At 75.4% G+C, this 17,182-nt stretch carries 14 protein-coding genes; 8 read left to right on the forward strand and 6 right to left on the reverse strand.

Annotated features, from left to right (window positions below):
• Positions 1 to 613 precede the first annotated feature (613 nt).
• From pdxR to ACWGB8_RS24825, 7 genes are all read left to right on the forward strand, one after another.
• Complete coding sequence (gene pdxR, locus ACWGB8_RS24795) at positions 614 to 2,047, forward strand: MocR-like pyridoxine biosynthesis transcription factor PdxR (protein ID WP_452215778.1); 1,434 nt, start codon at positions 614 to 616, stop codon at positions 2,045 to 2,047.
• Between the two features lie 371 nt (positions 2,048 to 2,418).
• Positions 2,419 to 3,390, forward strand: coding sequence for a DUF1963 domain-containing protein (locus ACWGB8_RS24800; RefSeq protein ID WP_452215779.1), 972 nt, complete (start codon positions 2,419 to 2,421; stop codon positions 3,388 to 3,390).
• Between the two features lie 519 nt (positions 3,391 to 3,909).
• Complete coding sequence (locus tag ACWGB8_RS24805; RefSeq protein WP_452215780.1) at positions 3,910 to 5,319, forward strand: family 2B encapsulin nanocompartment shell protein; 1,410 nt, start codon at positions 3,910 to 3,912, stop codon at positions 5,317 to 5,319.
• Positions 5,320 to 6,583: 1,264 nt separating this feature from the next.
• Complete coding sequence (locus ACWGB8_RS24810) at positions 6,584 to 7,354, forward strand: bestrophin-like domain (protein WP_452215781.1); 771 nt, start codon at positions 6,584 to 6,586, stop codon at positions 7,352 to 7,354.
• A 90-nt stretch (positions 7,355 to 7,444) separates the two neighbouring features.
• Complete coding sequence (gene yidD / locus ACWGB8_RS24815; protein WP_452215782.1) at positions 7,445 to 7,990, forward strand: membrane protein insertion efficiency factor YidD; 546 nt, start codon at positions 7,445 to 7,447, stop codon at positions 7,988 to 7,990.
• A 141-nt stretch (positions 7,991 to 8,131) separates the two neighbouring features.
• A complete protein-coding gene (locus tag ACWGB8_RS24820; protein ID WP_452215783.1) occupies positions 8,132 to 8,914 on the forward strand; it encodes a class I SAM-dependent methyltransferase in 783 nt (260 codons plus the stop codon).
• A gap of 109 nt (positions 8,915 to 9,023) precedes the next feature.
• On the forward strand, positions 9,024 to 9,608 hold the full coding sequence (locus ACWGB8_RS24825) for a TerD family protein (protein WP_452215784.1): 585 nt from the start codon (positions 9,024 to 9,026) through the stop codon (positions 9,606 to 9,608).
• A gap of 64 nt (positions 9,609 to 9,672) precedes the next feature.
• On the opposite strand, the gene ACWGB8_RS24830 is transcribed toward ACWGB8_RS24825, so the two are convergent.
• The 6 genes from ACWGB8_RS24830 to ACWGB8_RS24855 form a co-directional block, all read right to left on the reverse strand.
• Positions 9,673 to 11,070 carry a lytic transglycosylase domain-containing protein gene (locus ACWGB8_RS24830; protein ID WP_452215785.1) on the reverse strand — a complete coding sequence of 466 codons (1,398 nt, stop codon included), beginning with the start codon at positions 11,068 to 11,070 and terminating at the stop codon, positions 9,673 to 9,675.
• A 192-nt stretch (positions 11,071 to 11,262) separates the two neighbouring features.
• Positions 11,263 to 12,246: a pyrroloquinoline quinone biosynthesis protein PqqB gene (gene pqqB / locus ACWGB8_RS24835; RefSeq protein WP_452215808.1), complete on the reverse strand. Its 984-nt coding sequence runs from the start codon at positions 12,244 to 12,246 to the stop codon at positions 11,263 to 11,265.
• Entirely contained in the window at positions 12,162 to 13,601 is a 1,440-nt protein-coding gene (gene pqqE / locus ACWGB8_RS24840; protein ID WP_452215786.1) for a pyrroloquinoline quinone biosynthesis protein PqqE, read from the reverse strand. Before pqqE ends, pqqB begins: the two co-directional genes overlap by 85 nt.
• Positions 13,598 to 14,287, reverse strand: coding sequence for a pyrroloquinoline-quinone synthase PqqC (gene pqqC, locus ACWGB8_RS24845; RefSeq protein ID WP_452215787.1), 690 nt, complete (start codon positions 14,285 to 14,287; stop codon positions 13,598 to 13,600). The genes pqqE and pqqC overlap by 4 nt, the downstream gene beginning before the upstream one ends.
• Entirely contained in the window at positions 14,272 to 14,442 is a 171-nt protein-coding gene (gene pqqA / locus ACWGB8_RS24850; protein ID WP_452215788.1) for a pyrroloquinoline quinone precursor peptide PqqA, read from the reverse strand. The genes pqqC and pqqA overlap by 16 nt, the downstream gene beginning before the upstream one ends.
• 163 nt (positions 14,443 to 14,605) lie before the next feature.
• Positions 14,606 to 16,378 (reverse strand): outer membrane protein assembly factor BamB family protein, encoded by a 1,773-nt coding sequence (locus tag ACWGB8_RS24855; RefSeq protein ID WP_452215789.1) that lies wholly within the window; start codon positions 16,376 to 16,378, stop codon positions 14,606 to 14,608.
• A gap of 337 nt (positions 16,379 to 16,715) precedes the next feature.
• Here ACWGB8_RS24855 and ACWGB8_RS24860 point away from each other — a divergent pair, with 337 nt between their 5' ends.
• The gene (locus ACWGB8_RS24860) at positions 16,716 to 17,099 is read left to right on the forward strand and encodes a hypothetical protein (protein WP_452215790.1); all 384 of its coding nucleotides are present in this window, start codon (positions 16,716 to 16,718) and stop codon (positions 17,097 to 17,099) included.
• The last annotated feature ends 83 nt before the right edge of the window (positions 17,100 to 17,182 follow it).

Below are 17,182 nucleotides of genomic sequence, written 5' to 3' on the forward strand. Positions count from 1 at the left end.
TCCGGACGCGGTTGCGGCGCTTGGGGGTGGCGGTGGTGGCGGCGGTGGCGGTCTCGTTACGGAAGGTCATGCGGTTCCTCTCGGTGTGCGGGCGCACGGAACCAGGCCCCGGGTGGGGGTGGGTTCTGTGGGTGGGTCCCGCGGAGTCTGGGGGTTCGAGCGTTGGCGTCCGGGTGTCGGGTCCGGGGCGTGTGCTCGGTGCAACGGGTTCGAAGTTACGGGTGGGGGTGGCGGGGTTTCAAGGATTGGGGGGTTTGGGCTGGTGGGGGTGGGGTTACCGGGTGTATGGATCAAGGATTGGGGGCGTTTCGGGGTCGAATGTCCCGTTTTTGAAGATCGAACCGGCCCTTGGAGTGGTGCCCGCCACAGAAGTGGGGCTGTGAGGCCGGGCACATTGTCGACAGCCCGTCACCACACCTCGGCACGCCGTACCGGATCCACCCCTCCCGGACCCGGCCCCGGGTGGCCCCCACCACAGCCCTCACCCGCCGTGCCCGGCCAACCCACCCACCGTGGCCACCCGGACCGCCCGCGCGGTGTCCGGTACGGCCTCGGGCCGCCGGGAACGACCGGCCCCGCCGGGCGTCAGTGACCGGCGATAGGCTGCAGGACCATGACGGACGAACCGGTCAATGCCCCCGCCGCCCTCGGCGCCGACCTCCACCTGGAGCTCGCCGGCATCGGCAGCCGCCGGGCCGCGCTGATGCGCGCGCTGCGCGAGGCCATCCGGACCGGGCGCCTCGCCCCCGGCACCCGCCTGCCGCCCTACCGCTCGCTCGCCGCCGACCTCGGGATCGCCCGCAACACCGCCGCCGAGGCGTACGCCGAGCTGGTCGCCGAGGGCTGGCTCACCGCCCGGCAGGGGTCCGGCACCACCGTCGCCCACCGCACGGAGCCCGTACCGCCCACCCGCACCCGGCGGCCGTCGGCACCGCCGCGCCCCTCCCACGACCTCCGGCAGGGGCAACCCGACGCCTCGTCCTTCCCGCGGACCGCCTGGCTCGCGGCCTCCCGCCGCGCCCTCACCGCGGCGCCCAACGAGGCCTTCGGGCCGGGCGACCCCCGGGGCCGCCGCGAACTGCGCACCGTGCTCGCCGACTACCTGGCCCGCGCGCGGGGCGTGCGCACCGATCCCGAGCGGATCGTCGTCTGCTCGGGCTTCGCGCACGCGCTGCGGCTGCTGTTCGAGGGCGGGGCGAACGCCGTGCTGCCGGCGCAGCTCGCCGTGGAGGGGTACGGGCTCGCCTTCCATCGGACGCTGCTGGCCCGCGCCGGGGTCCGTACCGTCCCGCTGCCGCTGGACGAGCATGGCGCCCGGGTCGACACCCTCGCCGACCACCGCGGGCTCCGGACGGCCCTGCTCACCCCGGCCCACCAGTTCCCGACCGGCGGGCCGCTGGCCGCCGGCCGGCGCTCGGCCGTCGTGGACTGGGCCCGGGCGGGCGGCGGACTGCTGCTGGAGGACGACTACGACGGCGAGTTCCGCTACGACCGGCAGCCCGTGGGCGCCGTCCAGGGGCTCGACCCGGACCGCGTGCTCTACCTCGGTACGGCCAGCAAGAGCCTCACCCCGGCCCTGCGGCTCGGCTGGATGGTGCTCCCGGACCACCTGGTCGACCGGGTGCTCGCGGCCAAGGGCGAACGGGAGGCCTGGGCCAGCGCCCTCGACCAGCTCACCCTCGCCGAGTTCATCGACTCCGGTGCGTACGACCGGCACGTGCGCCGGATGCGCCAGCGCTACCGCGACCGCCGGGACCAACTGGTCGCCGCACTCGACGCCCACGCCCCGCACATCGAGGTCTCCGGCATCGCCGCCGGCCTGCACGCCGTCCTGCGGCTCGCCCCGGGCACCGAGCGCTCGGTGCTCAAGGCCGCCCGCTACCGGGGCCTGGCGGTGGACGGCCTCGCCGACTACCGCCACCCGGACACCGACCCCGCGGCGATGCCCGCCGTCGACGGCCTGGTGGTCGGCTACGCCACCCCGTCCGACCACGCCTACCCGGCCGCCCTGGCGGCCCTCTGCGACGTGCTGCCGCCGCTCGTCTGAACCCGCCGCCGCAGCGTAGTGCGGGTGGCGGGCGGTGGGCGGTGGGCGGTGGCGAGGGGGAACGCGCAGCCTAGTGCGGGAGCGGCGGGCGGGTGGGCGCGGGCGTACGCAATGGCCCCCGGTGTCTGCTCCGCGGTCATCCGCCGGTACGGACCACGGCGGAGGAACCGCCACCGGTTGCCGGGTCCGGCCTAGGCTCCCCGGTCGTGGACGGCGCACAGGCGTGACGCCCCGGTGCCGTCCCCCGGGCGGCGCGGGCCTTGACCGGACCGCCCGCCACCCGCCCCCGTCGGGCGCCGGCTTCCCCCGTACCGGTGCCCGACGGGCCAGTGCCGTGCAGGCTGTCGGACCGGCATGGGAGGCTGTCCGCCATGGCCGACCCGCACCACAGCGAATCCACCCCGGCAGCCGGGGGCGTCACCGCCGCGCACGCCGACGTCCTTGCGGGCGAACCGGCGGCGAACGGTACCGCGGGCCAGGCCGGTCCGTGTGCGGAGCACCCGGCGGGCGGAGCCGGGACGGACGCCCGCGCGGCCGGGGCGCCGCCACTGCCGTACGGCTTGTACGCGGCGATCCGCGAGCGGGCCGACGCGCGTGCCGCGCCGCTCGTCGACGGGCTGGTGCGTTCCTCGCTGGTGCTGGAACCGGTGGCCGACGGGACACCGGAGGGCAGCGGTCCGGGCACCGCCGGGGTCGGCCGGATCGGCGGACTGCCCGCACTGCCGGACGGCACCGAGTGGCCGGGTTTCGCGGGTCGGCCGATGCAACTGCTCGCCCAACTCGACTGCGCGGCCCTGGCGGAGGCGTTCCGGGCCGGTGACGTCGGTGACGTCGGTGACAGCGGTGGCGGGGGTGACGCCTGGCCGCTGCCCGCCGCGGGGCTGCTGCTGTTCTTCGGCGACGACCTGTGCGAGGACTACCGCGGCACCGGCTGCCGGGTGCTCCACCTGCCGCCCGGCCCGCCCACCGGGCCGGAGTCGCTGCGTCCGGCGCCGGACGGGGTGGCGGTCGTGCCGCCGACGACGGTGGCGGCGCGCCGGGAGCTGTGCGGACCCTCGTACGAGGACCGGGAGTTGGAGGCGCTCTTCCCGGACGACTTCCTGACCGTGATGGACCTCTCGACGGACTTCCGCAAGCACCTGCCCGGGGCGGACCTCAGGGTCCTCGGCTGGTGCGACAGCGGTACCGGCCGTCCGGACGGCTTCCGCCCGCTGCTGCAGATCGAGTGCGGGGCCGCGGGCCTCGGCCTCGGCGAGGTCGTCAACGTCTCTTTCTGGATCACCGACGAGGACCTGGCCGCCGGGCGCTTCGACCGCGTCCGCCACGGCTTCGAAGTGGCCTGACCCGCCGCACCCGCCGCACCCGCCGTACCCGCCCTACCGGCCCGCACCCGCCGGTCCGCCCTTCCCCCCGGCACCCTCCGCGCCGTACCCTCCGCGCCGTACCCGCCGCGCCGTACCCGCCGCGCCTGCACACCCGTTCGTAGGTCGCCCACGCATTCGAGTGTCGTACGTGCGTGCGAGACGTCCCGGCGAAGTGCGCCCTCCGGCGGCGGCCGTCGTGCGGTCGCGGGCAGCGGCGATTCGCCTGCGCAGGAATCTCCGGCGGTACGGCGTGTTGTTGACAGATTCCAACCATTTCTGCAAGCAGATTCACCCTATCGGGGGTCACCGGGTGCTCCTTGCGGCGTCCCGAGTTGCTGGTGATCTAGGGTTCCGGATGGGTCGAGCGAGCTGCGACTCCCGCATCCGAGGCCCCAACACCCCAATCTGTACGCCTGTATGACGTTCCGTCAGATCGGCTGATGACAGCTGCTCGCGGCGGGGCGATGCGACTTGACCAGATGAAGGAGATTCCTGCCGATGTCGGTGGACGCCAGCCTGGAGACACAGCAGGTACAGCCGCAGTCGAGCCTCACCACGGCTGCCGCTCGCAACCTCGCCACCACCACCAAGTCCGCGCCGCAGATGCAGGAGATCACCTCCCGCTGGCTGCTGCGCGTCCTCCCCTGGGTACAGGCCGCCGGTGGCGCCTACCGGGTGAACCGCCGCCTCACCTACACCGTCGGCGACGGTCGGATCGAGTTCATCAAGACCGGCTCCGAGGTGCGGGTCATCCCGCGCGAACTCGGTGAACTCGCCCTGCTGCGCGGCTTCGAGGACGACGAGGTGCTGTCCGCCCTCGCCGACCGCTGCGAGCAGCGCGACTTCGGTCCGGGCGAGGTGCTGGTCGAGCACGGTGCCGCGGCCGACCGCATCTTCCTGATCGCGCACGGCAAGATCAACCAGATCGGCACCGGCAAGTACGGCGACGAGACCGTCGTCGGCGTCCTCGGCGACGGCGACAGCTTCGGCGACGCCGCGCTGCTCGACGCCGACGCCGCCTGGGACTACACCGCCCGTACGACCACCGCCGGTACCGTCCTCTCGCTGCCCCGGCGCGCGTTCGAGGCCGTCCGGGACGGCTCGCCCGCCCTCCAGCAGCACCTGGCGGAGTTCCTCGCCCTGCCGCAGCAGCGCCAGAACGACCGCGGCGAGGCCGAGATCGCGATGTCGGCCGGCCATGCGGGCGAGTACCAGTTGCCCGGCGCCTTCGTGGACTACGAGTTGAAGCCGCGCGAGTACGAGCTGAGCGTCGCGCAGACGATCCTCAAGGTGCACACCCGGGTCGCCGACCTCTACAACCAGCCGATGAACCAGATCGAGCACCAGCTGCGCCTGACCATCGAGGCCCTGCGCGAGCGCCAGGAGTTCGAGCTCGTCAACAACCCGGAGTTCGGCCTGCTCCACAACGCCGACTTCGACCAGCGCATCCAGACCCACTCCGGCCCGCCCACCCCGGACGACCTGGACGAGCTGCTCAGCCGCCGCCGCGACCCCGACTACCTGCTCGCCCACCCGCGCGCCATCGCCGCCATCGGCCGCGAGCTCAACCGGCGCGGCCTGTACCCGCACCACGTCGACCTCGGCGGGCAGCAGGTGCCGGCCTGGCGCGGGGTTCCGATCCTGCCGTGCAGCAAGATCCCGATCACCAAGGAGAACACCAGCTCCATCCTGGTCATCCGGACCGGCGAGGAGAACCAGGGCGTCATCGGCCTGCACCAGACCGGCATCCCGGACGAGTACCAGCCCGGCCTGTCGGTGCGGTTCATGGGCATCGACGAGAAGGCGATCATCTCCTACCTGGTCAGCGCCTACTACTCGGCCGCGATCCTGGTGCCGGACGCGGTCGGCGTCCTGGAGAACGTCGAGATCGCGCACGGCCGCAGCTGACCCCGACGGCCGACTCGGGGTCGGGTGGCCGGGGGTGGCGGTGCCGTGCGCGGCCGGCCGTAACCCCTTCAGCGAAAGATCGTTTCACCTGGTGCCGGACGGCTCGCCTCCCCATGGGCGGGCCGTCCGGCAGCGGGCTTGTCGGAGACCCCGCCGCGCGGCGGGAATCGTCGGACGAGTCGCGGCCTCCCCGAAGGCGGGCCCGGACCGCAGGACCTCCCCGTTGACGCGAAAGGTGTTGGAGAGCGCATGCCGCAGCCCCGACGGATACCGGCGGCAGGCGCCGGGCGGCGGATCGGGAGAGTGAGCGCGGCGGCCGGCCTGGCCGCCGTCTGCGCACTGCTCGGAGGCTCCGCCGTCGGCGGCCCCGCCGCCGCCAAAACGCCCGCCCCGCACAAGCCCCTCACCCGCACCTGCGTCAGCACCGGGACGGACGTCTCCGTCTCCGTCGGCCCGGGCGGCGTCGAGGTCGGCGTCGACATCGACCTGGACGTCGAGATCGAGGTCAACGTGCCGGGCGGCCCGCACCGGCCGCACCCGCGACCGACCAAGCCGAGGCCGGGCCACACCAAGCCGGGTCACCCGCACTGGCCGCACCACCCGTGCCCCAGTCCGACCCCCAGCCCGAAGCCGACGAAGACTCCGACCAGGACGCCCACCCCGACGCCCTCGCCCACCCCGGCGCCGACCCCCACCCCGGTCCGGCCGACCCCGGCCCCGCCCGCACCGGCGCCCACCCCGACGCCGACCCCGCCCCGGGCCACCCCCGCGCCCCGGGCCCCGGGGAGCCCCTGGGCGGCGCCCCCCCCCCCCCCCCCCCCCCCCCCCCCCCCCGCGCCCCCCCCCCCCCGGGCCCACCCCCCCGCCCCGGCGGCCGGCCCCCCCGTCGGGGGGGCCGACCCCGCAGCCCGTCGTACCGCCGCCGCCCGCGCCGCCCGCACCGAGCAGCCCGCCGCCGAGCCCGACGCCCGCGCCCGCCGTACCCCGGCCGCCCGCCGCGACACCGATCCGGCTGCCGCTGGCCGCTCCTGCCCCGCCGCCACCGCGCGAGGGCGGCAGCTCGCCGACCCGGACCATGCTGCTGGTCACCGTCCCCGCGGTGCTCGCCGCCGCCGCGCTTCGCCCGCGCGGGCGCTCCTCCCGGGGCGGCTCCGGCCGCTGATGCGGCACCGGGCCCCGCCCGGACACCCCCTGTTGTCCCCGCCGGACCGGCCCGCCGGGCCGGTCGGCATGTCCAAGTGTGCAGAAAAGGAGAGGAGTTCCCATGTCGGAGTGGTTGGCGCTGGCCATCGCCATGTCGGCGGCCTGCGCCGTCGTCGTGGTGGTGGTGCTGCTGAGGCACCGCCGAGTGAGCGCGGACGAGGACACCGACGAGACGCCGGACGTCATCGAGTACATGACGATGATGATCGGCGTGGTCTACGCGATCGTGCTCGGCCTCGCCATCGCCGGCGTCTGGGAGGCCCGCAGTGCGGCCCAGGCGGACGTGCTGCGCGAGGCCCAGGCGCTGCACGAGGTGAGCGCGCGGGTCCAGGTGTTCCCGGTGGAGTTCCGCGACCGGATCACCAAGGACGTCGAGGACTACGTCTCTTTCGTGGTCGACGTCGAGTGGGACTACATGACGGAGAACGGGGAGATCTCGCCGGAGGGCACCGAACTGCTCGCCAAGCTCCGCCATGACTTCGCCGAGCGGGCCCCGGCGAGTGATCTGGAGGCCCAGGCCTACCAGCCGGTCATGGACCGGATCGCCGCCGCCGACGAGGCCCGCAACGCCCGCGGCCAGAGCACCGGCCCGACCATGCCGGGCGTCGTCTGGTTCGGTCTGATCGTCGGCGCCCTGGTGACCATCGGCATGGTCTTCGCCCTGCAGATCCGGCAGTCCTTCCGCGAACTGCTGCTGGCCGGTGCGTTCAGCGCCCTGATCGCGTTCCTGCTCTTCCTCATCTGGGACTTCGACGATCCGTTCGGCCGGGGCATCGCGGTGACGACCCAGCCGTTCACCGATCTCTTCCCCGCGCTCCAGAGCAAGAACTGATCGGCTGCCCGCTGCGTCCCTTCGATAGTCTGATCGGATTCCCGGCCTGATCCGGTCCGGTCCGGGGGAAGCACGAAAGGGTCATCAGCCTTGTCCTACCAGCACTCCAGCCCTGGTCACCAGTACCCGCCGCCACGCCCCCAGCGGGCGTGGTGGTGGCTGCCCGAGCAGGAGCGCCGGCGCCGCAAGGAGCAGCGCCGGGCCTGGGAGGAGTACCGCCGCAACAAGAAGAAGAAGAACGACAACAGCGACTGTGGCGACTGCGGGGACTGCGGCGGCTGCGACGCCTGCCTGATCACGCTCATCCCGGCGATGGTCGCGGCGGGTCTGCGCTTCGCCGCCGGATCCGTGCTGAGCGGTCGCCGCCGGGCGGCCGGTGCCGACCCGTCGGCCCCGGTGCCGGACGGCTTCGCCGCCGGGGCGCTGTACGGTGCGGTGCGCTACTACCGCACCGAGATCAGCCCCACCCGCCCCGCCTGCTGCCCGTACACGCCGTCCTGCTCCACCTACGCGGTACAGGCCCTGCACCGCCACGGGGCGCTGCGCGGCGCCCGGTTGACGGCGGGCCGCCTGCTGCGCTGCCGCCCCGGGGTTGCCCGGCGCGGCGGACCGGACCCGGTGCCGGACCGGCACTGACCGCAGCGGCTCCGGCCGTCCCGCCGGACCCCGTACCTGGCCCCGCCCGTCGACTCCCGTCGGCGGGCGGGGCCGTTTCGCGGGTCCGACCGGCGGCCCGCGCCGGTACCGTGAGGGTCCGCCGGTGCGAGGAGGATTCCGATGGACAGCGAGGCCTGGGACGCGCGGTACGCGGCGAGCGACCTGGTCTGGGGCGCCGAACCCAACCGCTGGGTGGTCCGCGAGCTCACCGCCCTCGCCCCCGGCCGCGCCCTGGACCTCGCCGCCGGGGAGGGGCGCAACAGCATCTGGCTCGCCCGCCGCGGCTGGCGGGTCACCGCACTCGACTTCTCCGCCGTCGCCCTGGACCGGGGTGCCCGCCTCGCCGCGGGTGAAGCGGCCGACGCGGCCGACGCGGCCGACCCGGCCCCCACGGCGGCCGGACGGCTGGACTGGCGGCTCGGCGACGCCCGGACGTACCGGCCCCCGGCCGGTGACCCCGGGTTCGACCTGGTGCTGGTCGCCTACCTCCAGCTTCCCGCCGCCGACCGCCGGGCCGCCCTGCGCGGGGCGGCCCGGGCGCTCGGCCCCGGCGGCACCCTGCTGGTGGTCGGCCACGACACCAGCAACCTCACCGAGGGCGTTGGCGGCCCCAGGGACGCGCGGGTGCTGTTCACCCCGCAGGACGTCCTCGACGACCTCGCCGGCAGCGGGCTCACCGCGGTCCGCGCCGAGCGGGTCCGCCGCCCGGTCGGCGCCGAGTCGGCGCACCAGCGGACCGCACCCGGCGACGCGCCCGGCGAGGCACCCGGCGACGCGCCCGCTCGCGAGGCGATCGACGCCCTGGTCAGACTGGTCCGGCCGGCCCGGGACCGACCTCGGACCGACCCCGCAGGCCCCGCGCCGCGATCCGCCGGAGCGGGTTCCGGCGGATCGCCCCAGTGATCATCGTCGAAGCGGGGTATCTGAGCATCCGGCAGGGGACGCGGCCGGCCCGGGAGGATCTACAGTGCTGTAGATTCAACCGTGCAGGCGGGGAAACAAGGAGGGTGTCGTGAGCATTTCGCTGGCCAAGGGGCAGAAGCTCAGCCTGGAGAAGCCCGGGGGAGGCAAGCTCGGACTGGTCCGGATGGGCCTCGGCTGGCGCGCCGCGCAGCGCAAGGGGTTCCTGGCCAAGCTGCTCTCCGCCCAGGAGATCGACCTGGATGCCTCGGCGGTGCTGTTCGCGGCCGGCCAGCCGGTCGACGTGGTCTACTTCCAGCACCTCAACAGCAACGACGGTTCGGTGCGGCACAGCGGTGACAACCTGACCGGCGGCGCCGGCGACGCCACCGACGACGAGTCGATCACGGTGGACCTCACCAAGGTGCCGGCCGAGGTCGACCAGATCCTGTTCACGGTCAACTCCTTCACCGGCCAGACCTTCCAGGAGGTCGAGAACGCCTTCTGCCGCCTGGTCGACGAGCAGACCGGCGCCGAGCTCGCCCGCTACACGCTCACCGGCGGCGGCCCGTACACCGCGCAGATCATGGCCAAGGTGCAGCGGACGGGCGCCGGTTGGCAGATGGCGGCGATCGGCCAGCCGGCCAGCGGACGGACCTTCCAGGACCTGATGCCGGAGCTGGTCAAGCACCTGTAGGGCGGACGGCCGAGGGCCCGGTGGAGCGCTGCGGCGCGCCACCGGGCCCTCGTGCTGTCACGGGCTACCGTGCGGTCGCCGGTGTGCGAGCGGACGGTGAGGCGCCGTTGGCGGCGGTGGCTGCGGCGGACGAGGCCGTGGCGGTCGGCGCGGCGGCGGTCGGCGCCGCCGGTGTCGGGCAGCTGCTCGGCGCGGCCGTGGGCGTACCGGTGGGCGTGGCCGTCGGCGCCGTCGGCGACGGGGACACGCCGCCGGTCGGTACGGCGGTGGCCGACGGGGTGGGGCAGCCGGTGGGGGTCGGAACCGGCGTACCGGTCGGGCTCGGCGTGGCCGTCGGCGTACCGGACGCGGTGGGCGTGCCCGTGGGCGTCGTGGTCGGCGGACGGGTGGCGGTGGACGCCGAGGGCGACGGGGAGCCGGACGGCGCGGGAGGTGTCGTGGGCGCGGGCGCCGTGGCGCTCGGCGAGGGCCCGCCGGTGGTCGGCGCGGTGGTCGGTGCGGCGGTCGTCGGTGCGGTGCTCGGGCCCGTGGAGGCGGGGGCGGACGGCGACGCGGGGGCGGACGGCGACGGGGTGGCGGTGGGCGCCGGCCGGTTCGGGGCGGTCGTGGTGCCGCTGCCGAAGTGGGCCATCCAGTTCTTGACGGTCCGCAGGTACGCGCCCGAGTTGTTGTAGCCCAGGACCGCGCGGTCGAGCTGCGCCGGATCGGCGAGATCGCGCCCGCCCGCGCACAGGTAGCGGGCGGCGGCCTCGGCGGCGTCGTAGACGTTGTTCGGGTCGGCCCGGCCGTCCCGGTTGGCGTCGGTGCCCCACAGCGCCCAGGTCGAGGGGATGAACTGCATCGGTCCGACCGCGCGGTCCCAGACCACGTCCCCGTCGTACCGCCCGCCGTCGGTGTCGCCGATCGCGGCGAAGCCGTTGCCGTTCAGCGCCGGTCCGAGGATCGGTGTGAAGGTCGTCCCGGCGGCGTCCACCCGGCCCCGGCCGGCCTGTCCGGACTCCACCTCGCCGATCGCGGCGAGCAGTTCCCAGCGCAGGTGGCAGCCCGGCGAGCGGGCGGCGACGGCGTTCTCGGCCCGGCGGTACGCGTCGAACACGGTCGCCGGCAGCGACGGGCCGGTGCTGCGGAACGGGCTCGCGGCACTGCCGGCCGCGGGCGCCTGTGCGGGGTCGCCGGGCTGCGCGGCCGCCGGCGGCTCCGGCAGCGGCTCGACGCCTCCGCCGGTGATCGGGACGGACTCCGCGGGGGGCTCCCGGAAGGGGTCGGGCAGCTGCCCGCTCGACCCGGCGGTCGGCGCGGCCGGGGCGCCGGGCACCTGCCGGGCCGCGACCTGCTCCGCACCGGAACCCGCCGCGTGCGAACCGCTCAGCGCTGCCACGGCGGTGAACGCTGCGGCGGCGCCGGTGGCCCGCTTGCGCCACCCCGCCCGCCGGGTCCTGCCAGCCCGGAATCCGGCCACCATGCCGCCTCCCCCTCGCCGTTCGGTCTCGCGCCTCCTGAAGGATGATTAGTATCACGACCATTCCGGTTGCCCCAGGCCCCCGCATGAACCCCGCCCCAACGGGACGGCAACACCCCGACCCGGTAGTCCCGTTGTCCGACGCGTCATCCGGGCAGCCCGGCAGGCCGGGGGAACGCCCGGCTGCGCGTACCCCTACAGCTCGATCAGCAGGCCGTCCTGCGCGACCTCCGCGCCGGCCGCCGCCAGGCGGGCCCGGGCGGCGGGGTCCGGGTGGGCGAGCGGGTTGGTGTTGTTGAGGTGGGTGTAGAGGTAGCGGGGGCCCGGGCGGTGGGCGAGGAGGGGGAGGGAGTCGGTGACGGCGAGATGTCCCATGCCCCGGGAGGTGCGGGCGCCCGCCGTGCGGGTGGTGAGTTCGTCGTCGGTCGCGAAGGTGCCGTCCAGGATCACCGCGCCGGCGCCCTGCACGGCCCGGTCGAGGGCGGGGCTCCAGACGGCGAGACCGGGGGCGTAGACGGCGGCGGGGCCGCCCGAGGCGTCGGTGAACCGGTAGCCGACGACCCAGTCCGTACGGTCCTCGAGGTCGCCGTCCGGGAGGTCCTGGGCGTAGCGCGGGCGCTTTCCGCCGAGCGGCAGGGCCTCGGCGCGCAGGCCGCCGTCGAGTTCCACCGGGGTGCCGTCGACGGGGACGGTGTGCCAGCGGGCCTTGGTGTACGGGGCGAGCAGCGGGCCGACGGGGAAGGCGGAGTGCAGGGCGGTGCGGACGGGGCGGGTGGCGTGGAGGTCGAGGGCGGCGGCCTCGCGCAGGGTGAGCAGGCCGAGGGTGTGGTCGAGTTCGCCGCTGGTGAGCAGGACGCCGCGCAGCGGGGTGTCGCGGGTGCCGGGGGCCGGGGCGAGTTCGGGGGTGGCGAGGAGCTGGCTGCGCAGGTCGGGGGAGGCGTTGACGAGGTACCAGGCGGTGCCGTCGCCGCTGACGGCGAGGCAGTCCTGACCGCGCGCGCCGTGCGGCCGGTCGCGGGCGGTGGTGCAGCCGGGGCAGCCGCAGTTCCACTGCGGGAGGCCGCCGCCGGCGGCGGTGCCGAGGATCCGGATCTTCAGCGCATTCTCCTGGGGACGGCGGCGGCGCCCTCGGGCGGGGCGGGTGCGGTGATCAGGTGGTGGTGCGGGGAGAGCGAGCAGGCGGGGTCGGTGGCGGCGGGGTCGCCGGTGAACTGGTAGGCCTGGCAGCGGCAGCCGCCGTGGTCGGTCTCGCGCAGTGCGCAGCTGCGGCAGGGGTCCGGCATCCAGTCGGTGCCGCGGTAGCGGTTGAAGGCGGGGGAGTCGTACCAGATCGCCGCGAGGTCGTCGGTGCGTGCGCTGGGTGGGTCCAGGCCCGGGAGTTGGGCGGCGGCGAGGCAGGGCAGGACGTCACCGGCTGGGGTGACGACGAGTTGGCGGGTGCCCCAGCCGTTCATGCAGGGTTTGGCGGTCCCGCCGTGCAGGTCGGCGGCGACGTACACGATCTCGATCCGGCCGGCGTGGCGTTCGCGGGCGGCGGCGACGTCGTGTTCGGCCTGCCGGACCTGTTCGGGGGTGGGGGCGAGGTGGGCGCGGTTGCGCCAGGCCCAGCCGTAGTACTGGGTGTGCGCCAGTTCGACGCGGTCGGCGCCGAGGGAGACGGCGAGGTCGGCGAGTGCGCCGAGCCGGGCGAGGTTGCCGCGGTGGAGCACGGCGTTGACGGTGAGCGGCAGCCCGTGGCCGGTGAGCAGGGCGGCGGCGGCGAGCTTGCGGTGGTGCGCGGGACGCCCGGCGACGGCGTCGGCGGTGCGCAGGTCGGCGTCCTGGAGGGAGAGTTGGACGTGGTCGAGGCCGGCGTCGACGAGTGCGGCGACCCGGTCGGCGGCGAGCGGGACGCCGCTGGTGACGAGGTTGGTGTAGTGGCCGGCCCGGCGGGCGTGGGCGACGAGGTCGACGAGGTCGCGGCGGAGCAGCGGTTCGCCGCCGGTGAAGTGGACCTGGAGGACGCCCAGTTGCGCCGCCCGGTCGAGGATCCGGCGCCAGTCGTCGGTGCCGAATTCGTCGCGGTGGCGGTCGAGTTCGACCGGGTTGGCGCAGTAGGTGCACTGCAGCGGGCAGCGGTGGGTGAGTTCGGCGATCAGCCCGAGCGGTGCGGGGGCCCGCCCGTCACCGCCGCCGACGCCGATCCGTTCGGTACGGGTCCGCTCGTCGGCCCCGTCCGGCGGCGCGGGCGGCACGGGCGGCGCGGGTTGCACGGGCGGTGCGCCGGTGCCGTCGGGCGCGAGCAGTCGGCGTTCGGCGAGGTCGGCGAGCAGGGCGTGCACCTCGGCGCCGTCCACACCGTCGTACTCGGCGGCGAGCGCGGCGACGACCTGCTCGGCGGAGCGCCGGCCGTCGCAGTGCCGCAGGACGGCCGCCGCGGTGTCGTTGAGCAGCAGGACGCCCTCGGGGTAGAGCAGTGCGGGCCGCCCCCGGACCGGGTCGTGGACGAGCCGGACGCCGCGCCGCAGTCCCGGTGCGGTGGCGGCGGGGGTCACCGGTCGGCCCCGTAGTCGACGGCGTCCAGCATGGCGCGCAGCACCTCGCACTTGAAGGCGAGCGCGGCGACGGCGGCGTCCTGCTGGGCCTCGGTGGTGCAGTGGTCGAGGACGAGTGCGAGGGTGCGGGCGCTGTCGCGGCGGGCGTCGGGGATGCGGTGCTCGAAGTAGGCGTAGCCGGCCGGGTCGATCCAGTCGTAGTGCTTGCGCCAGGCGGTGACCCGGTCGGCCATGTGGTCGGGCGAGAACATCTCGGTGAGGGCCGCGGCGACGCCCTCGGTCCACGGGCGGCTGCGGCAGAAGTGCAGGTAGCCGTCGACGGCGAAGCGCACGCCGCGGGCGACGTGGCGTTCGTCGAGGACCTCGCTGCGGTGCAGGCCGACGGCGTCGGCGAGGACCAGCCAGTCGGCGAGCCCGCCCTGGCCGTCGGCGGTGCCGTCCTGCTGGGCGAGGCGGGCGGTCCACTCCCGGCGGACCTCCGGCAGCGGGCAGTTGGCGATGATCGCCGCGTTCTTGCGGGTCAGGCAGAGCTGGTAGTACCAGCGGTTGGCCACCCAGCGCCGCAACTCCGGTGGCGTGCAGCCACCGGAGTGCAGGCGCAGATGGAACGGGTGCGTGTCCCAGTACCGTTCGCGCAGGTCGTGCAGCCTCGCCGCGAACCGGTCGCGGGTCAGCGGTTGAGCCACTGGGCGGCCCTTCCGGCGTAGGCGGTGACCTCGGCGCCGGTGCGGTGGCATTCGACCGCGGGGGCGGTCCAGGCGGGTTTGGCGGCGGCTGCGGGGCGGGCGGGGGCGTCCGGCCGGACGGCCGGGGGGCGGGTGTCGGCGGGGGTGCTGCGCATGGTGTCCTCCTCGGGTGGGTGCTCGGGTGGGAGCGGGTCGGGCGGGACCGGTTCCGGTCCTGTGGTCAGGACGCTACGAGCGGTGGGCGCCGCGCGCCGGTCCAACCCGCGCGATCCGCCGACAATCGCGCTCGAACGGGTGACGTCCGGCCCGCTCCGGGCCTCACGCGCCGGCGCTTCCGAAGGCGAGCAGGTGGCCGTCCTTGGTGCCGACGAACACCCGTCCGCTGTCGGTCGCGGGCACCGAGAACCGGGACACCGTGCCGAGGGCGAAGCTGCGGCGCAGCTTGAGCACGCCGTTGACGGGAACCGGGTCGTAGACCCGCAGTTCGCCCTTCTGGCCGCCGGGGCCGGTGCCGGAGTAGACGGTCCAGACGAGGGCCGAGCCGGAGGAGGAGCCCTTCGAGGTGACCACGGGCGAGCCGGAGGCGTAGCCGAAGCCCTCGGCGCTGGTCCCGGCGCTGGTGAAGGCCGGGTCGCCGGCGGCGTTGACGGAGTACTTGAGGGCGCGCAGGCTGCCGTAGTTCTCGACCAGGTAGAGGTACCCGCCGTCGCCGCCCCAGACGCCGGGGTGGCCCCAGACGCCCTTGTACGGGCCGGTCATGCCGACGACCTTGTCGGTGCCGTCGGGCCCCTGGCCGGTGCCGCCGAGGTCGTCGCGGTCGAGCAGGAAGATCCGGCCGTCCTTGCCGACCTGGACCAGCAGGTTCGGGTGCGAGGCGGTGCCGAACTGGGAGGGCAGGGCGACCGGCGCGCCGGAGCCGAGGTCCATGTCGTCGTGGTCCATCGCCCGGTTGTTGGTGGGGCTGAAGAAGTCCTTCGGGGCGAGGCTGCCGTCGCTGTTGACGCCGAGCCGGACGACGGACTCGCCGAAGTGGCCCTGCGGCTTGGTGCCGGGGCCCTTCGGGGGAGAGGAGCCGGTGCCGGCGCCGTTGCCGGTGGTGAGGATGATCCGGCCCTTGCCGTCCGAGACCAGGCCGCCGCCGCTCATCCAGACGCCCGCGTTCTGCGAGGCCGACCCCGACTGGGTGGACCAGAGGGTCAGCTTGCGGGTGGTGGTGTTCACCCCGGCCACGTGGCCGACGTAGGTGCCGACGCCGCAGTCGGAGGCGAACCCGAAGTACACGGCGCCGTCGAGCAGCAGGAGTCCGGTGCGCTGGCCGGAGGTCTTCGGGTTGAACGGGACGCCCGGGCTGTTGACGGGGTCGCCCTGGACGGTCACGGGCCAGCCGCTGCGTTCGGCACCGGTCGCGGCGTCCAGGGCGTGCACCCGGAACTGCCCGCCGTCGGCCTCCTTGGCGACCAGGTGGACGGTGTCGGTGGACTTGTCGTACACGGGGGTGGAGAGGATGCCGGTGCCGGGGGAGAGGCAGGCCGTGGACGAGGGCACGGGGGCGCCGAGGTGGCGGTGCCAGAGGATCTTCCCGTCGGCGGCGGCGACGCCGTAGACGTGGTTGGTGTCGGTGCCCACGACGACCGTGGAACCGGCGACCAGTGGCTGACCGTGGACGGCTCCGTCGAGGGTGGCGGACCAGCGGCGGCCGAAGTCGGCGGCGGAGACCCGGGCGGGGCTCAGGTCCGGTTCGGCGGCGTCCCAGCCGGTGCGCTGGTTGTTCAGCGAGGTGGTCGGGTTGTCGGCGCGGGCCGGGGCGGCGGTGATCAGGGTGCCGGTCGCGGCGGCGGGGGCGAGCAGGGCCAGTCCGGCGAGCAGGGCGGCCGGGCGGTGGCGGCCGCTTCGGGGGTGGGCGGCGCCGGGGCGTGCGGTGCGCGGCGGGGCCGTGCGGGGTGGTGCCGTGCGGGGTGGTGCGGGCCTGCGGTCCGGGTGGGTCCGGTGCTCCGAACGGGTGCGGTGCCCCGGTCCTGCCGGGTGCTCCGGTGCGTCCGGGGCGGCTATCGGATCGGGGGCGGCGGTGCGGGCGGGGGTCGGACGGATCATGGTCGAATCGCCTTGGCTGGTAGGGGAGTACGGCTACGGCGCCGTGGCGTCATTGTGGGAACGCCGCCGCCGGACCGCACCCGTTCGCCGGGCCCGGGCGGCCGTGGGGGTGAACCTGATCTGCCCGTCGGCCGAACGGGCGGTGCCGGACGCCCGCGCCGGAGCGGGGGGCGGGGCCCGCGCCGGGGCCCGGGGTGGTCGGGCCGGGCCGGGGACGGTTCGTCGCCCCTCTACACCATCCGGTCCCCGGACGGGTGACGTTCCGCCGAAAGTGGCCATGCCAGGAAGGGTGCCCCGGCATCCTGAGCGCGTGCTGCTGGGGACGGAGGCTGTCGAAGTGAGCTCGAACCTGCCGGAGGCCGTCGTGGGGGGCCCGGGCGTGCTGCCCGCGCCGCCGCGGGTGGTCAACGATCTGGCCCGTGATCTGAGTCAGGCCGCGGCGGCGGTGCGGGCGGTCTCGCGGGGCGGCCGGCCGGGTGCCGATCTGGCGGTCGCGGCGTACACCGCCGTGGTGTGCACCGGCCGCTCGGCGGCGCGGGCACTGGAGGAGGCCGCGGCCTGGTGCCGGCAGGCCCCGGAGGCGGAGGTCCACTCGGTGGCCTGGGCCCGGGTGCCCGGCCACCGCGAGGACGTCTTCGAGTACCGGGTGACACTGGCGGTGAGCTTCGCCGACGAGGAGACCGGCGAGCACACCGGCGACACCCACTACGCGGCGCACTGATCGCGCGCCGGCCTGCGCACCGCGCGACGCGGTGACGGCGGCGCCGACCCGGTCGGGTGCGGTCGGTCGGTGCGGTGGGTCCG

Source organism: Kitasatospora sp. NPDC054939, assembly GCF_053610105.1.